20 protein-coding genes and 4 pseudogenes are annotated in these 24731 nt (G+C 70.5%); 18 read left to right on the forward strand and 6 right to left on the reverse strand.

Features of this window, described 5'->3' with window-relative positions; genetic code table 11:
- The first annotated feature begins 86 nt into the window (after positions 1 to 86).
- Entirely contained in the window at positions 87 to 416 is a 330-nt protein-coding gene (locus ACZ8AI_RS02135; RefSeq protein ID WP_464856141.1) for a hypothetical protein, read from the forward strand.
- On the opposite strand, the gene ACZ8AI_RS02140 is transcribed toward ACZ8AI_RS02135, so the two are convergent.
- Positions 346 to 717 carry a GNAT family N-acetyltransferase gene (locus tag ACZ8AI_RS02140; RefSeq protein WP_464856143.1) on the reverse strand — a complete coding sequence of 124 codons (372 nt, stop codon included), beginning with the start codon at positions 715 to 717 and terminating at the stop codon, positions 346 to 348. The genes ACZ8AI_RS02135 and ACZ8AI_RS02140 overlap by 71 nt on opposite strands.
- Here ACZ8AI_RS02140 and ACZ8AI_RS02145 point away from each other — a divergent pair.
- Entirely contained in the window at positions 716 to 1675 is a 960-nt protein-coding gene (locus ACZ8AI_RS02145; RefSeq protein WP_464856145.1) for a DNA-methyltransferase, read from the forward strand. The two genes, ACZ8AI_RS02140 and ACZ8AI_RS02145, sit on opposite strands and share 2 nt — an antisense overlap.
- 109 nt (positions 1676 to 1784) lie before the next feature.
- On the opposite strand, the pseudogene ACZ8AI_RS02150 reads toward ACZ8AI_RS02145, so the two are convergent.
- Positions 1785 to 4234: pseudogene (locus ACZ8AI_RS02150) on the reverse strand (MDR family MFS transporter).
- 272 nt (positions 4235 to 4506) lie between these two features.
- Between ACZ8AI_RS02150 and ACZ8AI_RS02155 the strand changes: the two are divergent.
- The 3 genes from ACZ8AI_RS02155 to ACZ8AI_RS02165 all read left to right on the forward strand — a co-directional run bounded on the left by ACZ8AI_RS02155 (position 4507) and on the right by ACZ8AI_RS02165 (position 7351).
- Positions 4507 to 5088 carry a hypothetical protein gene (locus tag ACZ8AI_RS02155; protein WP_464856147.1) on the forward strand — a complete coding sequence of 194 codons (582 nt, stop codon included), beginning with the start codon at positions 4507 to 4509 and terminating at the stop codon, positions 5086 to 5088.
- 62 nt (positions 5089 to 5150) lie between these two features.
- Positions 5151 to 6548 (forward strand): LamG-like jellyroll fold domain-containing protein, encoded by a 1398-nt coding sequence (locus ACZ8AI_RS02160; protein ID WP_464856149.1) that lies wholly within the window; start codon positions 5151 to 5153, stop codon positions 6546 to 6548.
- Positions 6549 to 6613: 65 nt separating this feature from the next.
- On the forward strand, positions 6614 to 7351 hold the full coding sequence (locus tag ACZ8AI_RS02165; RefSeq protein ID WP_464856151.1) for an alpha/beta hydrolase: 738 nt from the start codon (positions 6614 to 6616) through the stop codon (positions 7349 to 7351).
- A gap of 64 nt (positions 7352 to 7415) precedes the next feature.
- Here the strand turns inward: ACZ8AI_RS02165 and ACZ8AI_RS02170 are convergent, their stop codons facing one another.
- Positions 7416 to 8660, reverse strand: a complete 1245-nt coding sequence (locus ACZ8AI_RS02170) for a glycoside hydrolase 5 family protein (RefSeq protein ID WP_464856153.1) — start codon at positions 8658 to 8660, stop codon at positions 7416 to 7418.
- Entirely contained in the window at positions 8566 to 9750 is a 1185-nt protein-coding gene (locus tag ACZ8AI_RS02175; RefSeq protein WP_464856155.1) for a LacI family DNA-binding transcriptional regulator, read from the reverse strand. Before ACZ8AI_RS02175 ends, ACZ8AI_RS02170 begins: the two co-directional genes overlap by 95 nt.
- Positions 9751 to 9872: 122 nt before the next feature.
- Here ACZ8AI_RS02175 and ACZ8AI_RS02180 point away from each other — a divergent pair, with 122 nt between their 5' ends.
- From ACZ8AI_RS02180 to ACZ8AI_RS02205, 6 genes and pseudogenes are all read left to right on the forward strand, one after another.
- Positions 9873 to 11162 (forward strand): ABC transporter substrate-binding protein, encoded by a 1290-nt coding sequence (locus ACZ8AI_RS02180; protein ID WP_464856157.1) that lies wholly within the window; start codon positions 9873 to 9875, stop codon positions 11160 to 11162.
- A gap of 47 nt (positions 11163 to 11209) precedes the next feature.
- Entirely contained in the window at positions 11210 to 12145 is a 936-nt protein-coding gene (locus ACZ8AI_RS02185) for a carbohydrate ABC transporter permease (protein WP_083403084.1), read from the forward strand.
- Between the two features lie 14 nt (positions 12146 to 12159).
- Positions 12160 to 13014: a carbohydrate ABC transporter permease gene (locus ACZ8AI_RS02190; protein WP_464856160.1), complete on the forward strand. Its 855-nt coding sequence runs from the start codon at positions 12160 to 12162 to the stop codon at positions 13012 to 13014.
- Positions 13015 to 13058: 44 nt separating this feature from the next.
- Positions 13059 to 13502 (forward strand): annotated as a pseudogene (locus ACZ8AI_RS02195) (glycoside hydrolase family 3 N-terminal domain-containing protein); the annotation flags it as partial.
- 73 nt (positions 13503 to 13575) lie between these two features.
- Positions 13576 to 14772, forward strand: a pseudogene (locus ACZ8AI_RS02200) (glycoside hydrolase family 3 protein); the annotation flags it as partial.
- 526 nt (positions 14773 to 15298) lie between these two features.
- The gene (locus ACZ8AI_RS02205; protein ID WP_464856162.1) at positions 15299 to 16615 is read left to right on the forward strand and encodes a glycoside hydrolase family 125 protein; all 1317 of its coding nucleotides are present in this window, start codon (positions 15299 to 15301) and stop codon (positions 16613 to 16615) included.
- Here the strand turns inward: ACZ8AI_RS02205 and ACZ8AI_RS02210 are convergent.
- Entirely contained in the window at positions 16612 to 17466 is an 855-nt protein-coding gene (locus ACZ8AI_RS02210) for a hypothetical protein (RefSeq protein ID WP_464856164.1), read from the reverse strand. The genes ACZ8AI_RS02205 and ACZ8AI_RS02210 overlap by 4 nt on opposite strands.
- Positions 17467 to 17530: 64 nt before the next feature.
- Positions 17531 to 19150: a phosphoglucomutase (alpha-D-glucose-1,6-bisphosphate-dependent) gene (gene pgm / locus ACZ8AI_RS02215; protein WP_464856166.1), complete on the reverse strand. Its 1620-nt coding sequence runs from the start codon at positions 19148 to 19150 to the stop codon at positions 17531 to 17533.
- Positions 19151 to 19229: 79 nt separating this feature from the next.
- On the opposite strand from pgm, the gene ACZ8AI_RS02220 reads away from it, so the two are divergent.
- The 7 genes and pseudogenes from ACZ8AI_RS02220 to ACZ8AI_RS02250 all read left to right on the forward strand — a co-directional run bounded on the left by ACZ8AI_RS02220 (position 19230) and on the right by ACZ8AI_RS02250 (position 24575).
- Positions 19230 to 20135, forward strand: a complete 906-nt coding sequence (locus tag ACZ8AI_RS02220; protein ID WP_464856168.1) for a DUF6177 family protein — start codon at positions 19230 to 19232, stop codon at positions 20133 to 20135.
- Entirely contained in the window at positions 20132 to 20494 is a 363-nt protein-coding gene (locus ACZ8AI_RS02225) for a DUF6507 family protein (protein WP_464856170.1), read from the forward strand. The genes ACZ8AI_RS02220 and ACZ8AI_RS02225 overlap by 4 nt, the downstream gene beginning before the upstream one ends.
- A complete protein-coding gene (locus tag ACZ8AI_RS02230; RefSeq protein ID WP_464856172.1) occupies positions 20491 to 22275 on the forward strand; it encodes an RNase A-like domain-containing protein in 1785 nt (594 codons plus the stop codon). Before ACZ8AI_RS02225 ends, ACZ8AI_RS02230 begins: the two co-directional genes overlap by 4 nt.
- Positions 22276 to 22312: 37 nt before the next feature.
- Positions 22313 to 22603 (forward strand): contact-dependent growth inhibition system immunity protein, encoded by a 291-nt coding sequence (locus ACZ8AI_RS02235; protein ID WP_464856174.1) that lies wholly within the window; start codon positions 22313 to 22315, stop codon positions 22601 to 22603.
- Between the two features lie 223 nt (positions 22604 to 22826).
- Positions 22827 to 23429, forward strand: a pseudogene (locus ACZ8AI_RS02240) (contact-dependent growth inhibition system immunity protein); the annotation flags it as partial.
- Entirely contained in the window at positions 23423 to 23746 is a 324-nt protein-coding gene (locus ACZ8AI_RS02245; RefSeq protein WP_464856176.1) for a hypothetical protein, read from the forward strand. The pseudogene ACZ8AI_RS02240 and the gene ACZ8AI_RS02245, both read left to right, overlap by 7 nt.
- A 550-nt stretch (positions 23747 to 24296) precedes the next feature.
- A complete protein-coding gene (locus tag ACZ8AI_RS02250; protein WP_464856178.1) occupies positions 24297 to 24575 on the forward strand; it encodes a contact-dependent growth inhibition system immunity protein in 279 nt (92 codons plus the stop codon).
- The last annotated feature ends 156 nt before the right edge of the window (positions 24576 to 24731 follow it).

Raw genomic sequence — 24731 nt, forward strand, 5'->3', positions numbered from 1 at the left:
TCGTCCTGCAGGACGACGTGTGCGGATCACGAGAATCCCCCGCGCGGCTGATGTCGGCCCTCGGGACCCCACGTAGCCTCGTCAGCGTGAACTGGTTGATCCTGCTGGGGGCGGTGGCTGCCGCGGCCGTCGTGGTGTGGGTCGCCGATCGCGTGGGGTGGATCGACCTGTCGAACAAGGCCACACGCAGCGGCGGCTCCGGCGGCGTGATCTCGATGATGGACGAGGTCTTCGCGCCGACCCGTCACGAGACGCAGGCGGAGTACGAACGGCAGTCGCGCCTCCCCGAGGAAGCCCCGACGCCGGCGGACGACGACCACGACCTGCTCAGCGGCAGCGTGCTCATCAAGGTCCCCGCGGTGCGGAGCGCCGGCCGGCACGAAGCCCGCGCCGGCACGCACGACCGCAGCTACTGAGCCGCGGCACGGCGCCACTCAGCGGGTCGAGCTCCTGGTAGTCCGGGTGCTTCTCGATCCAGGCCTTCACGTAGCTGCACTGCGGCACGACACGCAACGAGCCGGACCGGACGTCGTCGAGCGCGTGCTCGACCAGGATCGACGCGTGACCGCCACCACGGTGCGCGGGGTCGACCTCCGTGTGCACGAACCGGATCTCGTCGTCGTCGAGCTCGTACGCGGCGAAGCCGATGACCTCGCCGTCCTCGACCAGGGAGTACTGCTGCTTGTCCGTGTCGTTGCGGACCTCGGGTGATGCCATGACGGCGAAGATACCCGCGCTCGGACACGATCGGCTGATCGCCCGGGTACACCAGAATGAACGGGTGCAGAGCGGAGACGATCGCGGTCCGGACCGGGTGGTCCTCGGGGACAACCTCGACGTCCTGCCGACCCTGGCGGACGGTTCCTTCACGCTCGTCTACCTCGATCCGCCGTTCAACACGGGCCGCTACCAGCGCCGGCACGCGAGCGCAGCGGTCCGCGACACGACCGGCAGCGCCGACCGACGCCGCGAGACCGTGACCGGTTTCCGGGGGAGCAGCTACGAGCGCGTCCGCGGCGACCTGATGCGCTTCGACGACCGGTTCGACGACTACTGGTCGTTCCTCGAGCCCCGGCTGCTCGAGGCGTGGCGGCTCCTCGCCGACGACGGCACCCTCTACCTGCACCTGGACTACCGCGAGTCGCACTACGCCAAGGTCCTGCTCGACGCGCTCTTCGGCCGCGACGCGTTCCTCAACGAGATCGTCTGGGCGTACGACTTCGGCGCGAAGTCACGCTCCCGCTGGCCGACGAAGCACGACACGATCCTGGTCTACGTCAAGGACCCGTCGCGGTACTGGTTCGACTCGTCGGCGGTCGATCGCGAGCCGTACATGGCGCCAGGGCTCGTCACTGCGGAGAAGCGGGAGCGCGGCAAGCTCCCCACCGACGTCTGGTGGCACACGATCGTGTCGCCGACCGGCAAGGAGAAGACCGGCTACCCGACGCAGAAGCCCGAGGGGGTGCTGCGGAGGATCGTGCAGGCGTCGTCGCGCGAGGGGGACTGGGTCCTCGACTTCTTCGCGGGCAGCGGCACGACGGGTGCGGTCGCGCGGGCGCTCGGCCGACGCTTCGTGCTCGTGGACGACAACCCGGTGGCCGTCGACGTGATGCGTCGTCGGCTGCCCGGTGCGTCGTTCGAGATCACGGGACCGCCCGCCGCCTCCGCGAGCTGACGCGGGCGGGTCGACGCGCGCGGACCCGCGTGCGCAACGAGCGACAGCGCCGACGTCGTCCGACATCGAGCACGTCGTTCCGAGTCCGAAGGGCCCGTCGGGTGGTCGGCTACTCGGCCGAGTGCCGGCCGTGCGCGTGCTCGTCCGGCCTGGAGGCGCGGCTCGGGTCCGCCGCGTCCGCTGCGGTCGGTTCCGGGGTCGCGTCGACGAGCGTCGGAGCGGCGTGGGCAGCCCGGGTCCGGATGGCACCGGTGGTGGTGGGCGGCTCGTCGACCGGGGCGGCGGCGGAGTGCGCGCCGTGCGTGGTCGCGTTCGGCAGGGGTGCGCGCGTGGCATTGGTCGGTGCCGGCGTGGCGGAGGCGGTCGTGCCTCCAGGCTGTCCCGACCCGACCGCGGAACCAGCGGACCGGGGCTGTGACGGGACGTCCGGCGACGTCGGCACGATCGCCATCGACCCGGTGTCGGGCGAGACGAGGGACCCGGTGTCCGCTGCCGCGCGTTGGGCGTCGACGGACAGACGGTCGGCGTCGTCCTTCGCGGCGTTCGCCTGCTCCTGCAGGGCCGAGACCTTGCGGAGCGGCGGCACCCGGAAGAACCAGGTGAGGACGAACGCGAGCAGGATCACGGCGAGCCCGACCCAGTAGACGACGACTGCGGAGTCGCTGAACCCGACCAGGAACGGGCGGGTCAGACGCTTGTCTGCGCCGTTGAGGAACGAGGTGTCGCTCGTCGCGGCGCTGGACGACGAGTTCGCGCTCGAGTCACCGCTCTTGAGCTGTTTGACGAGGGTCGGCGCGACCTCGTCGACGACGTTCGACCGCTGGTCGGCGTTCGAGTAGTCGACCTGGAGCGTGCCGTCGACGACCTCGGCGTCCGCCTTCGTCGCGGCGGTCTCGAGCGCCTGCTGCTCGGCGGCGGGCTTCGCCGCGGCGACCTGCTGCGCGATGACCGCGTCGGCGGACGCAGCCGGCACCCGGCCCGCAGCGACCTGCTGCTGCACGGTCGCGGTGACCTGCTTCGTCACGGCGGCGTCGGCCGCCTCCTTCGCCTGCACGGCACCCTTGTTGAGGCCGTCCTGCACGTTCTGCTTCACCGGGTCCACGATCTTGTTCCAGATCTGGTCCATCACGCCCTTGTTGTCGGCGGCGTTCGCGACCGAGGGGGTGAGGGCGGCGTTGAGGGCGGGCTTGAGATCGCTCTCGTTCTGCATCGCCGCGGTGATGTTCGTCGGCATCAGGGTGAACAGCACCGAGAGCAGCACGGCGGTGCCCATGGTGCCGCCGATCTGGCGGAAGAAGGTGGCCGCGCTGGTCGCGACGCCGATGTCCCGCGGGCTGACGGAGTTCTGCGCCGCCAGGGTCAGGGTCTGCATCAGCTGCCCGAGCCCGAGGCCGATGCCGAACATGCCGAGCATCAGGAACCAGAGGGGCCGATCGGCGGTGAGGAACGTCAGGACCGTGAAGCCGATGGCCGTGAAGGCCGTGCCGGTGATCGGGAAGACCTGGTAGTTGCCGGTCCGCGAGATGATCTGGCCCGACGCGATCGACGAGATCATCAGGCCGAGCACCATCGGCAGCATCGCGAAGCCGGACTCGGTCGGGGTGACGCCCTTCACGATCTGCAGGTAGAGCGGGATGGTCAGCATCGCGCCGAACATGCCGAAGCCGACCAGGACGGACAGCACTGCGGACATCGAGAAGACCCGCGACCCGAACAGCTTCAGCGGCAGGATCGCGTCGTCCTTCATGGCGCGCTCGACGAGGACGAACGCGACGAGGCCGGCCGCTCCGATGCCGTAGCAGGCGAAGGCCGCCGCGGAGTCCCAGCCCCACTCGCGACCCTGCTCGGCGATGAGGAGCAGCGGCACGAGCGTGACGATGACGAGGGTCGCACCCCACCAGTCGATGCGGGGCTTGCCGCGGTTCCCGAACTTCGGCAGGTGCAGGAACGTCAGCACCATGAACAGCGCGATGATGCCGATCGGCACGTTGATCAGGAAGACCCAGCGCCAGCCGGAGATGAAGAGGAGCTCGCCAGACCCGGCGAAGACCCCGCCGACCAACGGGCCGATCACGCTCGAGATGCCGAACACGGCCAGGAAGTAGCCCTGGTACTTCGCCCGCTCGCGGGGCGCGAGCATGTCGCCCATGATCGCCAGCGGCAGGGACATCAGGCCACCGGCACCGAGGCCCGCAGCGCGCGGAAGCCGGCGAGCATGAGCATCGACGTCGAGAACGACGCCGCGAACGACCCCACGATGAAGATGCCGATCGCGGTGAGGAACAGCGGGCGACGGCCGAAGATGTCGGAGAGCTTGCCGTAGATCGGCGTCGTGATCGTCGACGCGATCAGGTAGCCCGTCGTCACCCACGCCTGCTGGTCGAGCCCGTGCAGGTCGTCGCCGATGGTGCGGATCGCGGTGCCGACGATCGTCTGGTCGAGGGCGCCGAGGAACATGCCGGCCATCAGGCCGTAGATCACCAGCAGGATCTGCCGGTGGTTCATCACGGCGTTCGACGAGGTCGTCGGTGCCGCGGGTGCGGTCGCGGTCTGGGTCATGTGCAGGGTCTCCCGAAAACTTTGCGCTCGCTGCAAAGTTACATCTGCCGCAACGGGCGCGTTCGCCCGGAGCGGGTTCCTGAGTGGATCGGCAGCCGGGCGCAGCGCCGGTGGGACGTCGGTCGGTTCCGCGACGAGGGGTCGACGCGGCCACGGTACGCCCGGTGTCACGGACGGGTCCACGGTCGCCGTGGCTGATTCCATTGCACCTGCTCGTGAACGTTGGTACAGTGTATTTCAGATTGCACATACCGCACTGCTGAAGGAGCACCATGCACATCACCACCCGTCAGAGCCGTCTCGCCGCCTGGATCGCGCTGCCCCTCGCCGTGGTGGCGAGCGGAGCCGTCATCGCCACCGCGTCGTACGCCGCGTTCTCGGCGTCCACGGACAACGCCGGCAACTCGTGGCGGACCAGCGCCGTCGCCCTACAGGACGACGACCAGGGGCTGGCGTTGTTCGACGTCGCCGAGCTGGTCCCCGGGGACACCGGCTCCAACTGCATCACCGTCACCGCGGACACCTCGAAGGCGTCCACGGTGAAGCTCTTCACCGCCGACAACCTCGACGAGGACGCCGTCGCCCAGCACCTCGGCATGACCGTCGAGCGCGGTGCGCTGGGGACGGCCGGGGACTGCTCGACCTTCACCGCGTCGTCGACCATCCACGACGGCACCCTGGCGTCCCTCGCGACCGCCACCTCGTTCGCGTCGGGTCTGGACTCCTGGACGCCGTCGACCGGGACCGATGCCGCGACCTACCGGTTCTCGTACGAGCTCGACCCGGCTACGCCGAACACCGCGCAGGGCGCCGCCGCCGGCACCACCTTCGTGTGGGAAGCCCAGTCCGACTGATCCGTCGCACTCCCGACCACCGCCCACCCACCGTTCGAGCCAGAGGAGCCGCCATGCGACGGATGTCCGACCCGCGTCCCGCCCGCTGCGCGGGTGACGCCCTGCCGGTGTCCACCGCGCTCGCGGCGCGCACCCTCCTCTGGACGCTGGTGCTCCTGGGGGTCTGGGCCGCTGTGCCCGCCGCACTGGGGTGGCACGTCACGACGGTCGTCTCCGGCTCCATGGCACCCGCCATCGCAGCCGGGGACGTCGTCGCGGCCGTGCCGGTCGACGACCGCGAGCACACGCCCGGGCGGGTGCTCCTCGTCGACGACCCCGACCACACCGACCGGCTCCGGCTGCACCGCCTGGAGCGGGTCGAGCGCGACGGTTCCCTGCGGCTCCGCGGCGACGCCAACCCGGCGGCCGACCGCACGCCCGTCTCCCCGGACGCGGTCCTCGGGGTCGGCGTGGTCCGGGTCCCGCTGGTCGGCCTCCCCGGCACGTGGATCCGTTCCGGGGAATGGCGGTCGCTCGCGGCCGGTGCGGCCGCCGTCGCCCTCTTCGTGATGCTGTCCCGCGCCGACCGACGCATCCTCGCCGGAGCACCCTGCGCTCGGTGCGGTTCGCCGCGCGGAGTACTGGGGGACACGGCGGGCGTCCACAGCGACCGCTGGGGATCGGCGGCGGGCGTCTCGGCCGTGGCCGTGGCGCTGGCGCTCGTCGCCGCCACCGGCGCGAGTGCGGCCTTCTCCGGGTCCACCGTCACCGCGGCGACCATGCGGTCGTCTGCGGCGTTCCCGTGCTTCTCGACGGTGCAGGGGGACCCGGTGTTCGCGTGGGACTTCTCCGAGAAGGGCGGCTCGGTCGCCGCGGACTCGACCGGCTCCGGCGGGACCGGCACCATGTCGGCCGGCGTCCAGCGCCGGACCGGGACGTGCGCCGATGCTCCGTCCGTGGACCTGACGGCCACCTCCGGCGCACTCGGGACCGTCGTCAGCACTCGTCGCACGACCGGGCCCGCGGTCTTCGCCGCCGAGGCGTGGTTCCGCACCGACCGTGCACAGGGTCGCATCATCGGGTTCGGGAGCGGGGCGTCGGGCGCCTCCGGGTCCTACGACCGCGCGGTGTACGTGGGGGCGTCCGGCAAGCTCGTGTTCGGCGTCCACGACGACGCCTGGCCGCGGACCGTCACGTCGACCTCTCGCGTCGCGGACGGCGAGTGGCACCACGTCGTCGGCCAGTACACCGCAGGACGGCTCGAGCTGTGGCTGGACGGCGCGCTCGTCGGGTCCAGGGCGGACGTGACCTCGTCGAAGCCCTACGCCGGCTACTGGCGTGTCGGGTACGACCGCATCTCGAACGACTGGTCCGACTTCCCGCCGTCGAACTACTTCACCGGCTCGGTCGACGGCGTCCGGGTGTTCGACCGGCTCCTCAGCCCGTCCGAGGTCGCCGCGCACCAACAGGCCGGTCGCTGAGCCGGTTCCCCAGCGGACCGGCAGCCCCGCGGCAGCGGCGACAGCAGGTCAGTAGGGTCGCCGGCATGAGCACGCCCGACGACGTCACCGTCCACCCGGCCCTGCGGCCGGGTCCCCGGCCAGCGGTCATCGTCCTGCCCGGCGGCGGGTACGAGGAACACGGGCGTGCGAGCTCGGAACCGATGGCGGACTGGTTCGCCGGCATCGGCGTGCACGCCTTCCTGTTCCGGTACCCGCTCCGGACGCCCGACCTCGCCGGTCCGCTGCACCCCGCACCGATCGACGCGACGCGGCGGGTGTTCGCGTGGCTCCGCGCCGGAGCGCCCGGGTCCGGCGTCGAGGTGGACACCGACCGCGTCGGCCTCGTCGGGTCGAGCGCCGGTGGACACCTGGCCGCCTCGCTCGCCAACGGCATCGACGACCCGGAGCTCGACCGGCCGGCGTTCTGCGTCCTGGCCTACCCGGTGATCAGCATGGAGACGCCGACCCGGCCGAGGCCCGTGGTCGGCCTGCTCGGTGACACACCGAGCTGGCGGGAGCGCCGTGCGCTCTCGATGGAGACCCGCGTGGACGCCCGGACGCCCCCGACGTTCGTGTGGACGACCGCCGACGACCGGATCGTCCGGGCGACCAACACGCTCGCCTACGCGGACGCCCTCGTCCGCAACGAGGTCGAGGTCGAGGTGCACGTCTTCCCGCACGGCAGGCACGGCCTCGGGACCGCCGTGCGCGAGCCGCACACGTCCCGGTGGACGCGGCTCTGCGAGGACTGGCTGCGGTACCAGCGGGTGCTGACGGACTGAGGTGGGTCGCGCCTCCAGGCCGTGGCCGGACCACCTGTCGGACGGGAGGCGCGGCGTGCGCCCGTCAGACCGCCGCGGCCTCGACCAGCCGCGTCACACCGCGCTCGGCCAGCGCCGCCGGGTCTGCCGCGGTGCGGCTGGTCACCACGGTCACGGCCTCGCCGGCGGCCCGGAGGCGGTGCCAGCGCTCGAAGACCACGCCGCCCGGGGCGAGGTCACCCCGTCGGAGCGGCAGGTCGTCACCGTCCACCTCGACGACCACCGCCGCGGTGCGGGCGGTCGGTGCCGGGGCCGACCGTCGGGCGTCGGCGACGACCTCGGCGTAGCGACGGCCCAGCGGCTTCACGCGGTTGTCGACGTCGATCAGGCCGAGTGAGTACTCGAGGTCCTTGAAGTCGCCGAGCTCCCGCGAGACGTCGTGCGAGCACCACCAGGTCACGGCGTGCAGCCGCTCGCTGGTGAGCGCCGCCGCGACCGTGCGTTCGAGGAACTCGGGCATGTCCGCTTCGGCGAGGTGCCGGTCCGGCGCGCCGACCTCCTGCAGCCAGACCGGACGCTCGAGGTCGGTGGCGAAGGCGCGGGCGAGCTCGATCATCCACTCGGCGTGCCGGACGGACTCGTCCGACAGGGGCCCGTACCGGTCTGCCACGCCGTTGAAGATCCACGAGTGCACCGTCGTGACGTCACCGAGTCGACTCGCGTGCGCGGGCACGAACGGGTGCCCGTCGCGGTACCAGAGGTGGTCGTTCTCGCTGTGCGTGACCACGTGGCGCGGGTCCTTGTCGCGTGGCGCCTGGAGCAGCGACCGGAGCCAGTGCGTCACCTGCGGGGTGTCGGCCGGCATCGCGGCGGGGTTCGGCGGCTGGAACTGGTTGACCTCGTTGCCGAGGGTCAGGCCGGTGAAGTTCGGGCGGTCGCGGACGGCGTCGTAGACCGCGGCGACGAGGGCCGCCTGCGCGTCGATCGCCGGCTGGTCGGTGAACATGTTGCCGTCGTGCCAGTTCACGAGCCACGCGGGCACGAAGTCGAACCCCGACATGTGTCCCTGGACCACGTCCACGCTGGCGTCGAGCCCGAACTCGGCGGCGACGTCCACCACTGCGGCGACGTCGTCGAGGGCACGGCGGCGGATCAGCGTCCGGTTCGGCTGCAGCGTCGGCCAGAGCGGGAACAGGCGGACGTGGTCCAGCCCGAGCCCGGCGACGGCCTCGAGGTCACGGCGGACGACGTCGACGTCGACGGACTGCCACTGGAACATCCAGTCCGTGGACGGCACGTAGTTCACGCCGAAGCGGGTGGCGGTGGTCATCGGTCTCCCTCGGTCGGGGCGGCCCGGGTGGCCTGGGTGGGCGTGGTGGCGGGCGCGCCGGACGGAGCGAGGGGCCGCTCGAGCCCCGCACGTGCAGCGCACGGCCGCTCACCTCGGCGTCGGTGACCTCGTCGCCGCGGACCAGCCGCTCGACCAGGGCCACGGCGGTGCGTGCGGACTCCTCGACGGGGGCGTCCAGCGCGGTGAGCGTGGGGCGGACGATCGACGACACCCACGAGTCCTCCCACGCGACGACGGAGAGGTCGTCGGGGATGCGGACCCCGAGTTCGGGCGCGTGGGCGATGACCTCGGCCGCGATCGCCTCGCCGTCGAGGACGATGGCGGTGGCCCCGTCGAGGCGGCCGAGGAGGTCGGCGACCGGGTCCTCGGCGTGGGCCCGCCAGTCGAGCACGAGGGCGTCGACGCCCCGACGGCCGGCCGCCGCCGTGAAGCGGGCGTCGCGGGAACCGGTGTGCGCGAGGGTCGGACCGTCGCCGACGCGGGCGATCCGCCGGTGCCCGAGCGACCCGAGGTGGTCGAGCAGCGCCTCGGTCGCATCGGCGTCGCCCACCGTGACGGCGGGGATCGTGCTGCCGGGGACGGGGGAGCCGAGCATGACGGCGGGCGCGGACAGGTGCTGCAGCAGCGAGGCGCGCGGGTCGTCGGTGCGGACGTCGACGAGCAGGAACCCGTCGACGCGCTGCTCGGTCCACCACTGGCGGTAGACCTCGGCCTCGTCCTCGGCGCGCACCAGGGTCATCGACAGGGACCAGCCGATCGCGGCGAGCGGCTCGGTGAGCCCCGCGATGAGCCGCATCGTGAACGGGTCGCGCTGGAAGGTGTCGCGCGACCGGGCGAGCACGAGCCCGAGGCTCCGGCCGGCGCTGCCCGAGAGCTTCCGGCTCGCCAGGTTCGGCCGCCAGTTCAGGTCGTCGGCGGCCTTCCGGATCCGAGCGGCCGTGGCGGCGGAGACGTTGGGGCGCCCGTTGAACACGTGCGAGACGGCGGAGGTCGAGACGCCGGCCCGCTTGGCGACCTGCGCGATCGTCACGCGACGACGGTCGACGGCTCCGGCGGTGGTGTCGCTCATGCCGTCGAGACTAGAGGGTTGACCCATTCGTGTAAAGCGGTATACGTTGCTCGTCACCTGAAGTACACCGCTGTACCAAACGCATCGCGAACCGCTCCACCGACCACTGCCAGGGAGGCACCGTGACGGACGGCATCAGCAGGCGCACCCTCCTCGGAGCCGGCCTCGGCGCCGGGCTCCTCGCGCCGATCCTCGCCGGGTGCAGCGCGCTCACCCCGGCCTCGAGCGGGCCGGGGACCCTCAGCGTGCACACCCAGCTCAGCGGCGCGGTCGCCGGGGCGCAGACGTTCACGGACGTCGTCGCCGCCTACCGCCGCCGGACCGACCGCGACGTCGCACTGCTCTCGAACGGATCGGACCTGCCGATCGTGTTCGAGACCAGCTCGCTCGCCGGCAAGGAAGCGGACGTCGCGATCGTCAACATGGTCGGTCGCACGCTCTCGTGGACCGGGGAGCACGCCACGCTCCCCGTGAACCGCTACCTCGACGAGTGGGGCCTGCGCGACCTCATCATCCCCGAGGCGATCGACGAGTGGACCGACTCCGAGGGGCGGGTCCGGGCGTTCCCCTTCACCCGGACGAACTGGCCGGTGTCGTACAACACCGCGCTGCTCGAGCAGGCCGGGGTGAGCGAGATCCCCACCACCTCCGACCAGCTCATCGCCGCGGCGGACCGGCTGCGCGCCGCCGGGATCGGGCCCGTGACGGTCGGCGGGTCGGACTGGAGCGGACAGAAGCTCCTGATGCAGGTCATCCAGGGGTTCGTCTCGCAGGACGAGGCCACGACGGTGTTCTCCACCGGCAAGATCTCCGAGAGCGCCGGGGCCGTCCGAGGGGTCGAGCACTTCGTCGAGCTCCGCGCCGCCGGCGTCTTCGTCGACTCCGTCCAGGGCTTCACCTCGGATTCCGAGCTGACGCAGTTCAACACCCGCAAGGCGGCGATCGTCCCCGCTATGTCGTCGGCCCTCGCGCTCGTGTCGAAGGAACGGGCGAAGGAGGTCACCGTCGGCGGCTGGCCGGTGCCGTCCCAGCACGCGGCGATCGCCCACCCGAGCGTCATCAAGAGCTACAACGGGCACGGCATCTGGATCAGCGAGAACGGCCGCGACAAGCTCGACCTCATCAAGCCGTTCGTGCAGTACCTCTACTCGGCCGCCGTGACGAGCGAGTTCATCCTCGACTCCGGTCGCGACATGAGCCGCGTCACGGACACCGTCAGTCGCGACTTCCCGCTGGTCGCCCAGGCGTCGAAGCTCACCGACGACCAGGTCACGCCGGTGATGCTCCCCGACCTGCTCGTGCCCGACTCGGCGTACGAACCGATGATCCGCGCGACCTCGCTCGCGTACGGCACCGGCACCTCGGCCGAACGGATCATCGACCTGTTCGAACGGGCCTACACGGCCGCCTGAGCCGTCCCCCTCCCCAGCAGCCCCACCCGTCCCGCTAGGAGCTCCCCATGGCAGTGCTCGTCGAGGAACCACCCGTCCGGTCCGCCGGCGCACCACCCCGCCCACCCCGTCGGCGCACCGCGGTCGGCACCGCCCGGGGCAGCTTCCCGACCTTCGCGATCCCGGCGCTCGCCTGGTACGGCCTGTTCATGATCGGGCCCGTCGTGGCGATGATCGTGATCGCCTTCCTGAGCTGGCCGGGCATGCTCGTCAGCCCGACCTTCGCCGGGCTCGACAACTTCCGGGTGCTGTTCTCGGACGAGACGTTCTGGGCGGCCGTCCGGAACAGCTCCGTGCAGATCGTCGTCGGTCTGCCGATCATGATCGTGCTCGCGTTCCTGCTCGCCTTCCACGTGGTGCAGAAGCCCCGCGGACACCGCGTGCTCCGGTACCTGCTCTTCATCCCCGCGCTCATCTCGGCGCCGGCGACCGCGATGATGTTCTACGCGATGCTCAACCCGGACGGGCTGGTGAACGGGGTGCTCGAGACCGTCGGCATCGGTGGGAAGGCCTGGCTGGCCGACCCGTCCACCGCCCTCGGCGCGCTCATCGTCGTCGACCTGTGGGCGGGCATCGGCTACTCGGCCGTACTCATCGCGTCGCGCCTCGACGGGGTCGACGGCGAGGTCGTCCAGGCTGCGCGGATGGACGGTGCCGGGTCGTGGCGGCTGGCGTGGGGCGTCTACTGGCCGATCGCCCGTGACTTCATCGGCGTCGTGGCGATGCTGCAGTTCCTGTCGATGCTCTTCAGCTCGGCGCAGAACGTCCTGCTGCTCACCCAGGGCGGACCGGGCACGGCGACCACGACGCTGTCGTACCTCGTGTACCAGAAGGCCTTCGTGGACACCGACCTCGGCTACAGCCAGGCGGTCGGGGTCGTCCTCTTCGTGTTCGGCCTCGTGGGCATGTTCATCATCCGCCGCGTCCTGCGCAAGACGCACTGACCAGGGAGGCCACCATGGCGAAAGCGACCCCCGGCACCAAGCTCCGCGACCGGATCGGCTCCATCACGAGCGGCACCGTGGCGTGGATCTACGCGGCGCTGCTGATCCTGCCGTTCTACTACTTCGTCGTCTCGTCCTTCAAGGACAACGACGGCATCTTCGAGTCCCCGTTGTCGCTGCCTGCGTCGTGGGACCTCGGCAACTTCGCCGACGCGATCCGACAGGCGTCCCTCGGTACGGCGATCGCGAACTCGGCGATCACGACGGTGGCGGCGCTCGTCCTCACCCTCCTGCTGGCCCTGCCGGCGTCGTTCGCCCTCGCACGGGCCACCGGCCGCGCCGGGAAGGTGGTCGAGGGGCTGTTCTCCCTCGGGTTCCTCATCCCGTCGTTCGCCGCGCTCTTCCCGACGTTCCTGCTCGCCGCGGGGATGGGGCTGTTCCACACCCGGACGTTCCTCGTCCTGCTCCTGCCCGCGACGGCGATGCCCCTGGCGATCGTCATCCTCACCCAGTTCATGCGCACGATCCCGCGCGAACTCGAGGAAGCGGCGTCGATGGACGGCGCCTCCCCGTGGCAGGTGATGCGGCAGGTGTACCTGCCGATCTGCATCCCCGGCATCGCCACGGTGCTGCTGCTCAACTTCCTGTCGTTCTGGAACGAGTACCTGTACGCCCTCGTGCTGATCGGGCCGGACACCGCGCAGCGCACGATCCAGGTCGCGCTGCCGACGCTCAAGGTCGACGCGGGGACGAACTACGGCATGCTCATGGCCGGCACCCTGTTCACGCTGCTGCCGGTGTACCTCGGCTACACGATCCTGCAGCGGCAGATGCAACGTGCGCTCGTGTCCGGGGCGATCAAGGGATGACCGCGAGCACCCGGACCACCCAGACCACCCCGACCACCCCGAGCATGCTCGACGTCCGAGCCCGGATCGGCCAGGTCAACCAGCGGCTGAAGGGGTGGGAAGCCGTCCGCTGGGTCGACGGGCGCCCGCGGATCACCGACGTGCTGCGGGCCGAGGTCGACCGGTGGGGCGGGATCGGCGCGCTGTACGGCGTCCTCCGCGCCGACCCGTGGTCGGGCGTGCACTGGCGCAACGGGATCCCGCCGGAACGCTCCGCCGAGGCCTACGCCGCGGTCCAGGACCACGTGGTCGCCCACAGCGACGGGGGCGTCCCGACCCTGTTCGTCGAGGAGGTCCCGCACGGCCTGCAGGCGCTCGGCGGCACCACCGTGCCGGTGAACCTCGCGCTCGGCGCCGCGATGGACGCCGAACTCGTCGAGGAACTCGCCGCCGCCGTCGCCGCCGAGGTGCGGGCCCGCGGCACCCACGTGGCGCTCGTGTCCGGGCTCGACGTGCTCCGCGACCCGGCGGTGGGGTCGCGCCGAGGAGTGCTGGTCGGAGGACGCCCGGCTCGCCGCGATCATGGTGCGCGCGACCGTCCGGGGCATGCAGGGCGGCGGTGCCGGACCGATCGACCAGCAGCACGTGGCTGTCGTCGCGAAGCACCTCGCCGGACAGGGCGCCGGCATCGGCGGCCGCAACGGGTCCGGTGCGCCGATCGGTCGTCGGGAACTCGCCGAGGTGCACCTGGCGCCGGCCCACGCCGCCGCCGCGGAGCACGTCGCCGGGTTCATGGCCGCCTACAACGACGTCGACGGCGTGCCCTGCTGCGGCAACCGCGAGCTCCTCACCGACACCGTCCGCGACGGGTGGGGCTGGGACGGCCTGGTGATGGCCGACGGCACCGCGATCGACCGCCTGCGCGACACCACCCCCGACCCCGCGACCGCCGCCGCCGTCGCGCTGCGGGCCGGGGTCGACCTGAGCCTGTGGGACGAGGCGTACACCCACCTCGACGAGGCCCTCGACCGTGGGCTCGTCGACCTGACCGACCTCGACCGCGCGGTCGGCCGGGTGCTCGCCCTGAAGGAACGGGTCGGGCTGCTCGGCGGCCCGCCCGTCCCGCCCGTGCACGACCCGGCGCGGGAGCGTGCCACCGCGGTGCTCGCCGACCGGGCCGCCCGACGCGCGGTGGTCGCGCTCGACACCCGTGCGCTGCCGCTGGCACCGGACTCGACCGTCGCCCTGCTCGGGCCCAACGCCGACGACGTCGACGCCCTGCTCGGCGACTACTCGCCGCCGCGACCAGCGCCCGACCCGGGGACGTCCACCGTCCGCTCCGCCCTGGAGGCGCGGCTCGGCCCCGACCGGGTCCGGCACACCGCGGGCAGTCGCCTCCGACACCCCCTGCCGGACTCCGACGCCGCGGTCGCCTCGGCACTCACCGGGGCGGACGTCGCCGTCGTGGTGCTCGGCGGGTCGAGCCGCCGCGCCTACGACGACGGCTTCGAGGACAACGGGGCGGTGAGCGGCCCGGCGCCGGACACCACCAACGGTGAGGGCGTCGACCTCGCGTCCGTCGCGGTCCCGGAGGCGCAGCTCGCCGTGCTCCGGCGCGCGCACGCCTCGGGGCTGCCGGTCGTCGCGGTCGTGGTCGACGGCCGACCCCGGGTCCTCACCGAGGTCCGGGCGCTCGCCGACGCCGTCCTCGTCGTGCCGTTCCCCGGTCCCACGGGCGGCGCCGCGGTCGTCGACGTGCTCTTCGGGGCGCCCGCCGAGGGACGGCTGCCGGCGACCTGGCCCGGAGCCGACGGGGTCGTGCCCGTCGCGCACGACGAACGACTCGAGACCGCGCGCGGGTACGTCGACGTCACCGCCCCGAACACCGTGACCGGCCTGCCGGGGCCGGGGCGGGCAGTGGACGTGGCACTCGGGGAGGCAACCGACGCGATCACGGTGTCGCGCCTCCAGGCCGGTGGGACGGTCCGCGTGCCGGTCACCGTCACCAACGCGTCCCCCGTGCACCGACGGGTGTCGGTCCCGCTCTGGGGGCGGCGACGCGAACCGGGGGTGCGACCACGACGGCGGGTGCTCCTCGCCCTGCTGACCGTCGACGTGCCGCCGGCGGGGGCGGTCGCGTCCTCGTTCCTGCTCGACGCCGAGGCCCTCGGCACCTGGGGAGCGACCTCCGCCCCCTGGCCACACCGCTCGAGGTGGACTGCTGGACCGCCGACGAGCTCGACCCGCCGGGCGACGCGCAGCGTGTGCGCGTCACCGACGAGGACGGAGCCGTACCGTGGATCCGGTGACGACGACGACACTCGACCACGAGATCACCCAGACCGTGCGGCGGGCCGCCGAGCGGGTCCGGAGCGCACTCGGGCAGGACACCGGCGACCGCGTCGAGCGGGCGCTCGTCCGGACGCTCACCGACACGATCACGGTGGACGACGACGGGGCGTTCGTGATCACCGGGGACATCCCGGCGATGTGGCTCCGCGACTCCACCACGCAGATGACGCCCTACCTGCGGCTCGTCGACCGTTCGGCGGGCGGATCAGCGGCGCTCGCCGACCTGCTGTGGTCGGTCGTGGCACGCCAGTTCCGGCTCATCGAGCACGACCCCTACGCGAACTCGTTCAACCGCGAGCCGGACGGCGCGCACTACGACGACCACGACCTCAACGCCGACCCGCTCGTGTGGGAGCAGAAGTACGAGGTCGACAGCCTGGCCTACCCGGTGACCTTCGCGCACGCGCTGTGGCGGGCGACCGGTTCGGAGGCGGTGCTCGACGAGCGGGCGCACCGGGTGTTCCGCACGATCGTCGAGCAGTGGGCCCTCGAACAGGACCACGACCGGTCGTCGTACCGGTTCGTCCGGCCGGGGGCGATCGCGACGGAGACGCTCGCGCGCGACGGTCGCGGTACCCCGGTGGCGGTCACGGGGATGACGTGGAGCGGCTTCCGGCCCTCCGACGACGCCTGCACGTTCGGCTACAACGTGCCGGCGAACCTGTTCGCCGCACAGGCGCTGCTCGCCGTCGCCGAGATCGCACGCGCCGTCTGGCAGGACGACCGCCTGGCGGACGACGCCGACGTGCTCCGGTCCGCGATCCTGGACGGCGTCGCCCGGTACGGCGTCGTGCCGGGGCCGGCTGGGCAGCCCGTGTACGCCTACGAGGTCGACGGCCTCGGCGGCGCGCTGCTCATGGACGACGCGAACACCCCATCGTTGCTGTCCCTGCCGCTCGACGCGCCGGACGTCCTCGACCCGGAGGTGTGGGCGGCGACCCGGTCGCTCGTCACGTCACCGGCGAACCCGTACTGGTTCTCCGGCACCGCCGCGTCCGGCATCGGCAGCCCGCACACCCTGCCGAACCGGATCTGGCCGATCGCGCTCGCCGTCGAGGGCCTCGTCTCGGCGTCGGGCGAGCGGCGCCGGGAGCTCCTGCAGCTGCTGGCGGCGACGGATGCCGGCACGGGCGACATGCACGAGTCGTTCGACGTGGACGACCCGACGCAGTACTCGCGTCCGTGGTTCTCGTGGGCGGACGCGATGTTCTGCGAGCTCGCCCTCGCGACGGCGGAGGACGGCGGCGACGGGGCTGCTCCCGACGCCTAGGCCGCTGCGGCCTCTTCCAGCGCCTGCTGGAACCGCTCGTCGACCTCGATGCGCATGGCGCCGGTCTCCTCGTCGAAACCCGACACCGCGCTGACCCGGCCGTTCCGTGAGAAGAACAGGAGCGGGGACAGCGGGCCACCCGGCAACCCGCGCTCGGTGTTCGTGAGGACCTGCACGAGCATGCCGGCCAGGGTCTGCACCGCGGCGATGCCGTCGGCGCCCCGGAGCAGGGCCGCGAGCAGCAGGTGGCGGTGCGGGATCGCGAACACCGTGCCGTAGGGCGCCGAGCCGAACACGGCGGGCAGGTTGACGGCCTTCGACGCGACGAAGAGTGACTCGCCCTCGACGACGAAGACGCCGGGCGCGAGTTCGGTGTGCTCGTCGACCGGCTCGGAGTCGGTGTTGAGCTGGCCGATGGCGAACAGCTCGTCGACGCCGAGCGACAACCGCTCGAGCGACGGGGTCGAGATCGTCGTGACCATCGTCGGGTAGTCGACGCACAGCCCGAGCACGAGCCCGGGCGCGAACGGTCGCGCGTAGGACAGGTCGGTCGGGTCGGACGGCACGGCGGCGTCGTCGGCGAGCACCCGGAGCCGGATGCGCTCGCGGAGCTCGTCAGGGTCGAGGTCCTCGACCGGCGGCTCGCTGTACGCCTGGATCATCCGGTCGAAGTGCTCGGCGACGATGTCGGCCTGCACCGCCGGGGTCTCGCCGCGCACGAGCGACGCGAGGTTCTCGAGCAGGAACACCCGGCCGTCGGTGGCGATCAGGCGGGCCTCGCCGAGGTCACCGGCCGGGCCCTCGACCGTGGTCTCCATCCCGCGCTCGGCGAGGGCGCGCTGGGCGAGCACGACGAGGCTCGGTGCCGCCTCGTCGGGCTTCCTCCGTCCGAACCACCCCATGCGCGCGGCGGCGTCAGGCGCCGAGGGCGGCGTCCACGATCTCCTTGGCTTCACGCTGCACCTGTTCGAGGTGCTCCTGCCCGACGAAGCTCTCTGCGTAGATCTTGTAGACGTCCTCGGTGCCGGACGGACGGGCCGCGAACCACGCCTTGTCGGTGACGACCTTCACGCCGCCGACCGCCGCGTCGTTGCCCGGGGCCTTCGACAGCTTCGCCGTGATCGGGTCGCCCGCCAGGGTCTCCGCCGTGATCGCGTCGCCGTCGAGCTTGCCGAGGCGGGCCTTCTGGTCCTTGCTCGCGGCGGCGTCGACGCGCTGGTAGACCGGGTCACCGAAGCGCTCGGTGAGCTCGTCGTAGAGCTGCGACGGGGTCTTGCCCGTCACCGCGATGATCTCCGACGCCAGGAGCGCCAGGATGATGCCGTCCTTGTCGGTCGTCCAGGCGGTGCCGTCCTTCCGCAGGAACGACGCCCCCGCCGACTCTTCGCCACCGAACGCGACCGAGCCGTCGATGAGCCCCGGCACGAACCACTTGAAGCCGACCGGCACCTCCCACAGGCGACGGCCGAGCGACTCGGCGACCTTGTCGATGATGCTCGACGACACCAGGGTCTTGCCGATCGCGGCGTCGTTGCGCCATGCCGGACGGTGCGCGTACAGGTACTCGATCGCGACGGCGAGGTAGTGGTTCGGGTTCATCAGTCCGCCGTCGGGCGTCACGATGCCGTGGCGGTCGGAGTCGGCGTCGTTGCCGGTCAGGACGTCGAACTCGTCCTTGCGGGCGACCACGGACGCCATCGCGCTCGGGCTCGACGGGTCCATCCGGATCTTGCCGTCCCAGTCGAGCGTCATGAAGGACCACGTCGGGTCGACGTCGGGGTTCACGACGGTCAGGTCGAGGCCGTAGTGGTCGCGGATGCGGTTCCAGTACGGCAGGGACGCGCCACCGAGCGGGTCGGCGCCGATCTTCACGCCCGCGCGCTTGATGGCGTCGACGTCGATGATGTTCTCGAGGTCGGCGACGTACGCGCCCAGGAAGTCGTACCGGTCCGGTGTCGCCTGCTCGGTGCGCAGCACCGCGGCGTTGCCGCCCTCGATGATGTCGTTCGCCCGGTTCGCGATCCACGACGTCGCGTCGCTGTCCGCGGGGCCACCGTGCGGCGGGTTGTACTTGAAGCCGCCGTCACGCGGCGGGTTGTGGCTCGGCGTGATCACGATGCCGTCCGCGGTGTCGGCGTGGCCCGCGCGGTTGTAGGCGATGATCGCGTGGCTCAGTGCGGGCGTCGGCACGTAGCCGTTCTCGCTGTCGGCCAGGACGTGCACGCCGTTCGCGGCCAGGACCTCGAGCGCGGTGCGCTCCGCCGGCCCGGACAGCGCGTGCGTGTCGCGGCCGATGAACAGCGGGCCGTCGGTGCCCTGCGTCTGCCGGTACTCGACGATCGCCTGCGTGATGGCGGCGATGTGGGTGTCGTTGAACGCGGAGTCGAGCGACGAGCCGCGGTGGCCCGAGGTGCCGAACACGACCTTCTGTTCCGGCACGGACACGTCCGGGACGCGCTCGTGGTAGGCGGCGATGAGGGCGTCGAGGTCGACGAGGTCGTCTGCGGTCGCGGGGGTGCCGGCGCGGTCGTTCATGGGTCCATCCTGGCACCCCGGCCCCTCGGGCGTTCTCGTCGTATCCGACATGTTGGCGAACGGCGGTAGGGTCGGGTGCATGGGGGAGACGATCCGCGCGGACGCGGCGCTGCTCGCCGCCGTGCAGGCCGGCGACGCGGCGACGTTGCACACCGCGGCCGGTGCCGAGATCTCCTGGGCGGCGCTGCACCTGCTCGCGCAGCACGGGTTCCGCTGGAGGCCCGAGTGCCCCGAGGATGCCGCTCGCGGCCCGGTCGGGCACCGACTGCACGTCGACCTCACGATCGAGCACCCCGCCCGACCCGGGATCGCCCTCGGCGCGACCCCGGCGCGGTTCCTCGCACGGGCGCTCGACGTCGACGTCGCCTCCTCCCTCGCCGAGGGGCTGCCGCCGCTCGAGCCGGCGCGGATGACGGCCATGGCGGAGCGTCGGTCGCCGCGGGCGGCCACCTTCGTGGTCACGGGCACCCGCGGAGCGGTGGTCGGCGGCGTGCTGACCGTGGAGCGCGGCCCGCGGACCGTCTTCGAGACGCTCCGCTGCACGGTCGCAGTACCGGGCGCCCTCGACCGGATCGACGGATTCCGTGGGCTGCGTGACGGACTGGAGGCGGGCCTCCAGTCCGTCATGCTCGGTCGCCATCCGCAGTCGGCCCTGTTCTCCACCAGCCGTGGCCGGGCCGACGGGGTCGTGGACACGGCGATCGCGGGGCCGCCAGCGCCGCTCGGGGTCTTCTCCGGTGTGCGCGCCGCGCGCGCCAGCGGCCTGCTCGAGCGCCGACGCGAGCTCGGCGGACACCTCGTCGGTCCGGCGCACGCACCCGGCCTCGTGATCTGGTTCCACGGCACCGAACGCGAGCGGTGGGCCGCCGCTGCCGGACTCGGTCGGCGGCTCGGTGATCTCCGAGCAGATGCGATGCATCCCGAGGCCTTGCAGCGGGACCGCGGAACCCGCGACGATGGCACGCGGACGGGGGGAGAACGATGAGTACGCAAGGGTGGAAGATCGACCTGGCCGGGGTCCAGACCGTGCTGCACGACGTCAGTGGATCGGTGAACGGCACCGCCAGCGCGCTGCAGTCCGTGCAGGGCGGGGTCGCCGAGGTCGCCGGGGGTGCGGGCGACGTGGTGAACGAAGCGCTGGGCGCGTTCCTGACGAAGACGCAGGACGACGTGGACCAGGTGACCTACCGCCTCATCGGCGGGGTGCAGGGTGTCACGAACGCGGTCGACGCCTACAAAGCGGGCGACCTGGACATGGCCGCGAACGCCCAGCGTGCCGGCGTGACCGCGGCAGACACCCACGACGTCTCGTTCTTCGTCCAGGCAGCGGAGCGCCAGCGGTGAGCGGCGTCGCGTACGGCGACCACGGTCTCGTCAACCCGGCCGGGATCCCCGGGGCCGATCTCGACCTGGTCGCGGTCTCGACCGGCGCCGACAGCATCAAGACCGGCGGCACGTCGATGAAGACCGTCGCCGACGACCTGCCGGCGAAGTGGCAGAAGCTGTCCGGGGTGTACGAAGCGCCGGAGTCTGACCAGGTGTTCGCACTGATGGACCCGGTGACCGAGGACGTCCACACGATCGGCGGGATCGCCCGCAAGGTGGCCAGGGCGCTGGAGACCTACGCGAGCACGGCAGCCGGCCCGAAGAAGCAGCTGGACGTCCTGCGGAAGGAGGCGAAGGCGTTCGTCGCCGACGTCAAGGACGGCGTCACCCGGGCGAAGCAGGTCCCCATCCCGAAATCCGCCGCCGAATGGGACGCCTACGACCCGGGGAAGTACGACGGCGAGACGGAGACCGTTCCGTGGTACGACGACCCCGGCGCGCTGTTGCAGAACAACGAGCTCGTCCGGCAGATCAACGAACAGGTGGCACTGCTGCAAGCCGCCCAAGCCGAGTGCGCGCTCGCGATCAAGCGTGCCACGGGCGCCAGCGTGAAGAAGGCGTACAGAGCGCCCTCCGAGAGCGACCTCAACGAGCGGGGCATCGACCTCCCCTGGTCTCGCGTGGGAACGGCGAAGGGAAAGTCCTGGGCGGAACAGTTCGAGGACGGCTTCAAGGACGACATCCTCACGACGATCCTGGGTCTCACGCACCTCGGCGGCTGGGACAACAGTGGGGACTGGAGCTGGGGCAACCTCGGCTCGGCGTGGAAGGGTGCGGCCGACGGCGCCGTGGCGTTCAGTCTGCTGGTGAACCCGATGTCGTGGCTCGATGCCGCGGTGAACCCCAAGGGCGAGTCCGGGCAGGCACTCGGTGCGATGGGCGACGCCGCTCAGAACTGGTGGAAGGACGCGAGGGAGAACCCCGGAGTCGCGGCCGGTGCGGCAGCGTCAGCAGTGGGGACGAGCTTCCTCGGGCCGGAGGGATGGGCCGGGCGAGCTGGTCGTGCGGAAGAGCTCGCTTCCGGGCTCGGGAAGCTCGGCCTGCGCGGGGTGGAAGCAGACGTCCGCGCCTGGATGAAGGGCGGGGCGTCGGAGTCGAACGTGAACGCGCTCGCGGACCTCGTCGATCGCGAGTACGCGAAGTGGACGCAGACGAGCGGGTACTCTCCGGGGCTCGGCGTCGGAGACGACGCGTTCGCGAACTTCTTCCGCGATGAGCTCGATCGGTTCGGGCGAGAGCATCCGGACTTCCATCGTCTCCACGACGTCGATGCAATCGAGCACGGCGTTGAGTCGAGCACCTTCCTCCAGCGCGGAGGATTGGACGCCACTGATCGCGCTGGCGGCCACACGTTGGATGTTCACCTTGCCAAAGAGGGCCTGAGCGGGACCGAACTCGATGACTGGATCAAGGCTCGCTTCAAAGGTAAGCGTCCGAACAGTGCCTACACTGTGTCGAAGGATCGCCTCAACGAGCTCGTGGCCGATAATCTTGACTTCAACCACGAACACATCCGTGCTTGGGTGGAGGCAAAGGCTAGTCACCCGGAGCTCGCGCCGACCGAGGGCTTCGATTGGCCCGCTGAGTCGGTCGTTGGCCGCAGTTACCGTCCCAACGGGCATCCCCCGATGACCGACAGCTCAGTCGTGCGGGTCGTCTTGAAGTACACCGGTGAGGGCGAGCCCCCGTACAACGTGCTGACCTCCTATCCGAGAGGGATCTTCGTTGCGAAGAACTGAAGCAGAGCTGCGCGCGGTTTTGACGCGGACGCCGCAGATGAACACGCTGTTGGGAGCCGACTTCAATCAGGACTGGATGCTCGATTGGCAATCGGCGGAGGACGTGCTGATCTGTCGGATCGACGAGGTTGACAGTGCTCGGAAAAGAGCTCTGCTCCGCGAAGTAAAGTCGCTTCTCAGTGCGCTCGAAACCGACCAGGATGTCGAAGACTTCTTGGACTTCGTAGGCTCGGGCCTGGTGCCCACGATCGACTTCGCGCAATCAGCGCGCGCGTGGCTTTGCGGGATCCGGGACCGCCTGCAGGACGGTCTGGAGATTACCGACTGATGCTCTGTGACAGCCTTCTGGCCTACCGAAGCGCGTCGAGATGGGTTCGACAGGCGACCCCACTTCTCGGAAGCAACGAGCATTATCTTGTCGGCTGATCTTGAGGCTTAATTGAGACGACGAGGGCTTGAGAAAGGTTGTGCAATGACGAAGAAGGTTACTCGGGCGACCGACGAGAAGTGCGACGAGTGTTGACTGTGCACGCCGTCCGGACGGGGAGTCCTACTTTCCGAGCGTTGAACGCGCGAACGAAGCCGTGGCGTACGCACTCGACTTCAATCACGAGCGCATTCGTCAATGGGTGGCTGCAGGGGCCGTCCGGCCGCTGCGGATCTACGCGGTGCCGGGTGGTGTTACTGGTCGCGGCAATCCCTTCGCGGAACCCCAGGACCTGGAAGGCGTGCGAGTCGTGCTGACGCGAGCGTCCGACAATCCGTCGGGCTACACCGTGTTCACCGCGTACCCCGCTGTGGCGAGCATCACCGCGCAGAACTTCCACGGCTTCGACGCATTCGTGGGCTCGTACTTCCACCAGGACTGGGCGGAGGAGCCGTACTCAGCCGAGCAGGCACTGGAGGATCACGTCACAGTTGGGTCCGAAGGGGCATTGCGCACGCTCCTGGAGGACGTCCGAGACCTCGACTCGATCCTTCCCGACGAAGCCTCCCTCGCTGGTCGTCTCGTCGAACTCGACTGCAACTACGTACCAGCGGAGGATGGCATCGATGACCGGCAGTGGCTGCGGAGTGTCGGCGAGCGGCTGCAGCGTCACATCTCCACCACTGAGAGTGGACAAGACGGTGTCGCACGGCGTCAGCAGTGGTGAATCACTTGAGACCCTTGCTTGATTTCCCCGCATTTGACTCGCTGATGGGAGGTGCGTTCAGCCAGGGCTGGAAGGATGAGTCGTCTTCGGCCAATGAAGTTCTGTCCAAGGCCCTGGACGGGTTCCCGGCGACCCGTGGGGCGCTGGCGCTGGAGCTGCTCGATATCCGGACGATTTGTCAGGAAACCGACGTGATCCACCCGTTGGAGTCGATTGGCAGTGGCTTTCAACCGGAAGTTGATGCAGACATGAGCGCTCTCGGTTGGGTGGACTACCTCGTCGGACGCATCTCCGAGCTCGACGCAGCGGATGCATGATCGAGTAGATGGAATGACAGACTATTCGGGAATCAAACGAAGAACTCCGAAGCTGACAAATCTTTTCGGTGCTTTGTTTTGACAACAGTGGTACGAGGACCGGACGGCGAACGAGGCGTTAGAGCTAGCCTTCGGGCAGCGCGCGACAGGCTATTGAGACCGTGTGTTAGAAGAAATCGACCTCCTGCTCACTCAGCTTCATTCCGAGCAAAATGTCAGAGAGCACCTCATGTCCTTCGACGTCGATGTCGACTTCGATCGGGATTTCCCGGAAGGGGTACGCAAGTGGCTCGAGGGTGCACGGGCGGTCCTCCGGGACCTCTGAAGACGGAGGAGTTCGATTGTGCCTCCGGTCGTCCGCCCGGCTCGTGCGGAGCAAGTCGAATGGCGAAGAGTGGTTGCTGGTTGTCTCACACCGGTTAAGCCGCGGGCTTCGCCGGAAGGGTTCGGAAGGGTGACGGTCTACGCGGTACGGATGGGGATTCTCTCTTCGGAGTGACGGTATGGGGTCGTATTGGACGTTGAAGAGCTCAAAAAGCGAGCACCGCACATGGCCAATCTGATCGGAGGCCTGTTCTACCAAGGTTGGTACGAAGATCGAACGGCAAATGAGTCGCTTGATCTTGCTTTCGGGTACCGTTCTCTGGAAGAGCGCCTTGACATAGTCAGTGAGATCGATGCGATTCTACGGGCACTTCCGACGACATCGGAGGTGGAGGATTTCGTGCGGTCGTTCGACGTTGACGTCGACTTTCGGCGCGACTTCGGTGAAGATGTGCGTCAGTGGTTGACCGACGCGCGGCTGGCGTTGCAGGGGTTGCCGCTGTGAGTCGCGCTCGATGCTCCGTAGCCAGACCAGTGAAGCGTGGATGAGTGGTGGGATCCAACGTTCTCGAATTCACCAGTGTTCGGTGTGAAGTCCGTTCTCGACCAGTCACCCGCGAGGGTGCTCTGTGAGTGACGAGGACTTCTACCGAGATGTGGT

It is taken from the genome of Curtobacterium sp. AC273 (assembly GCF_979253735.1).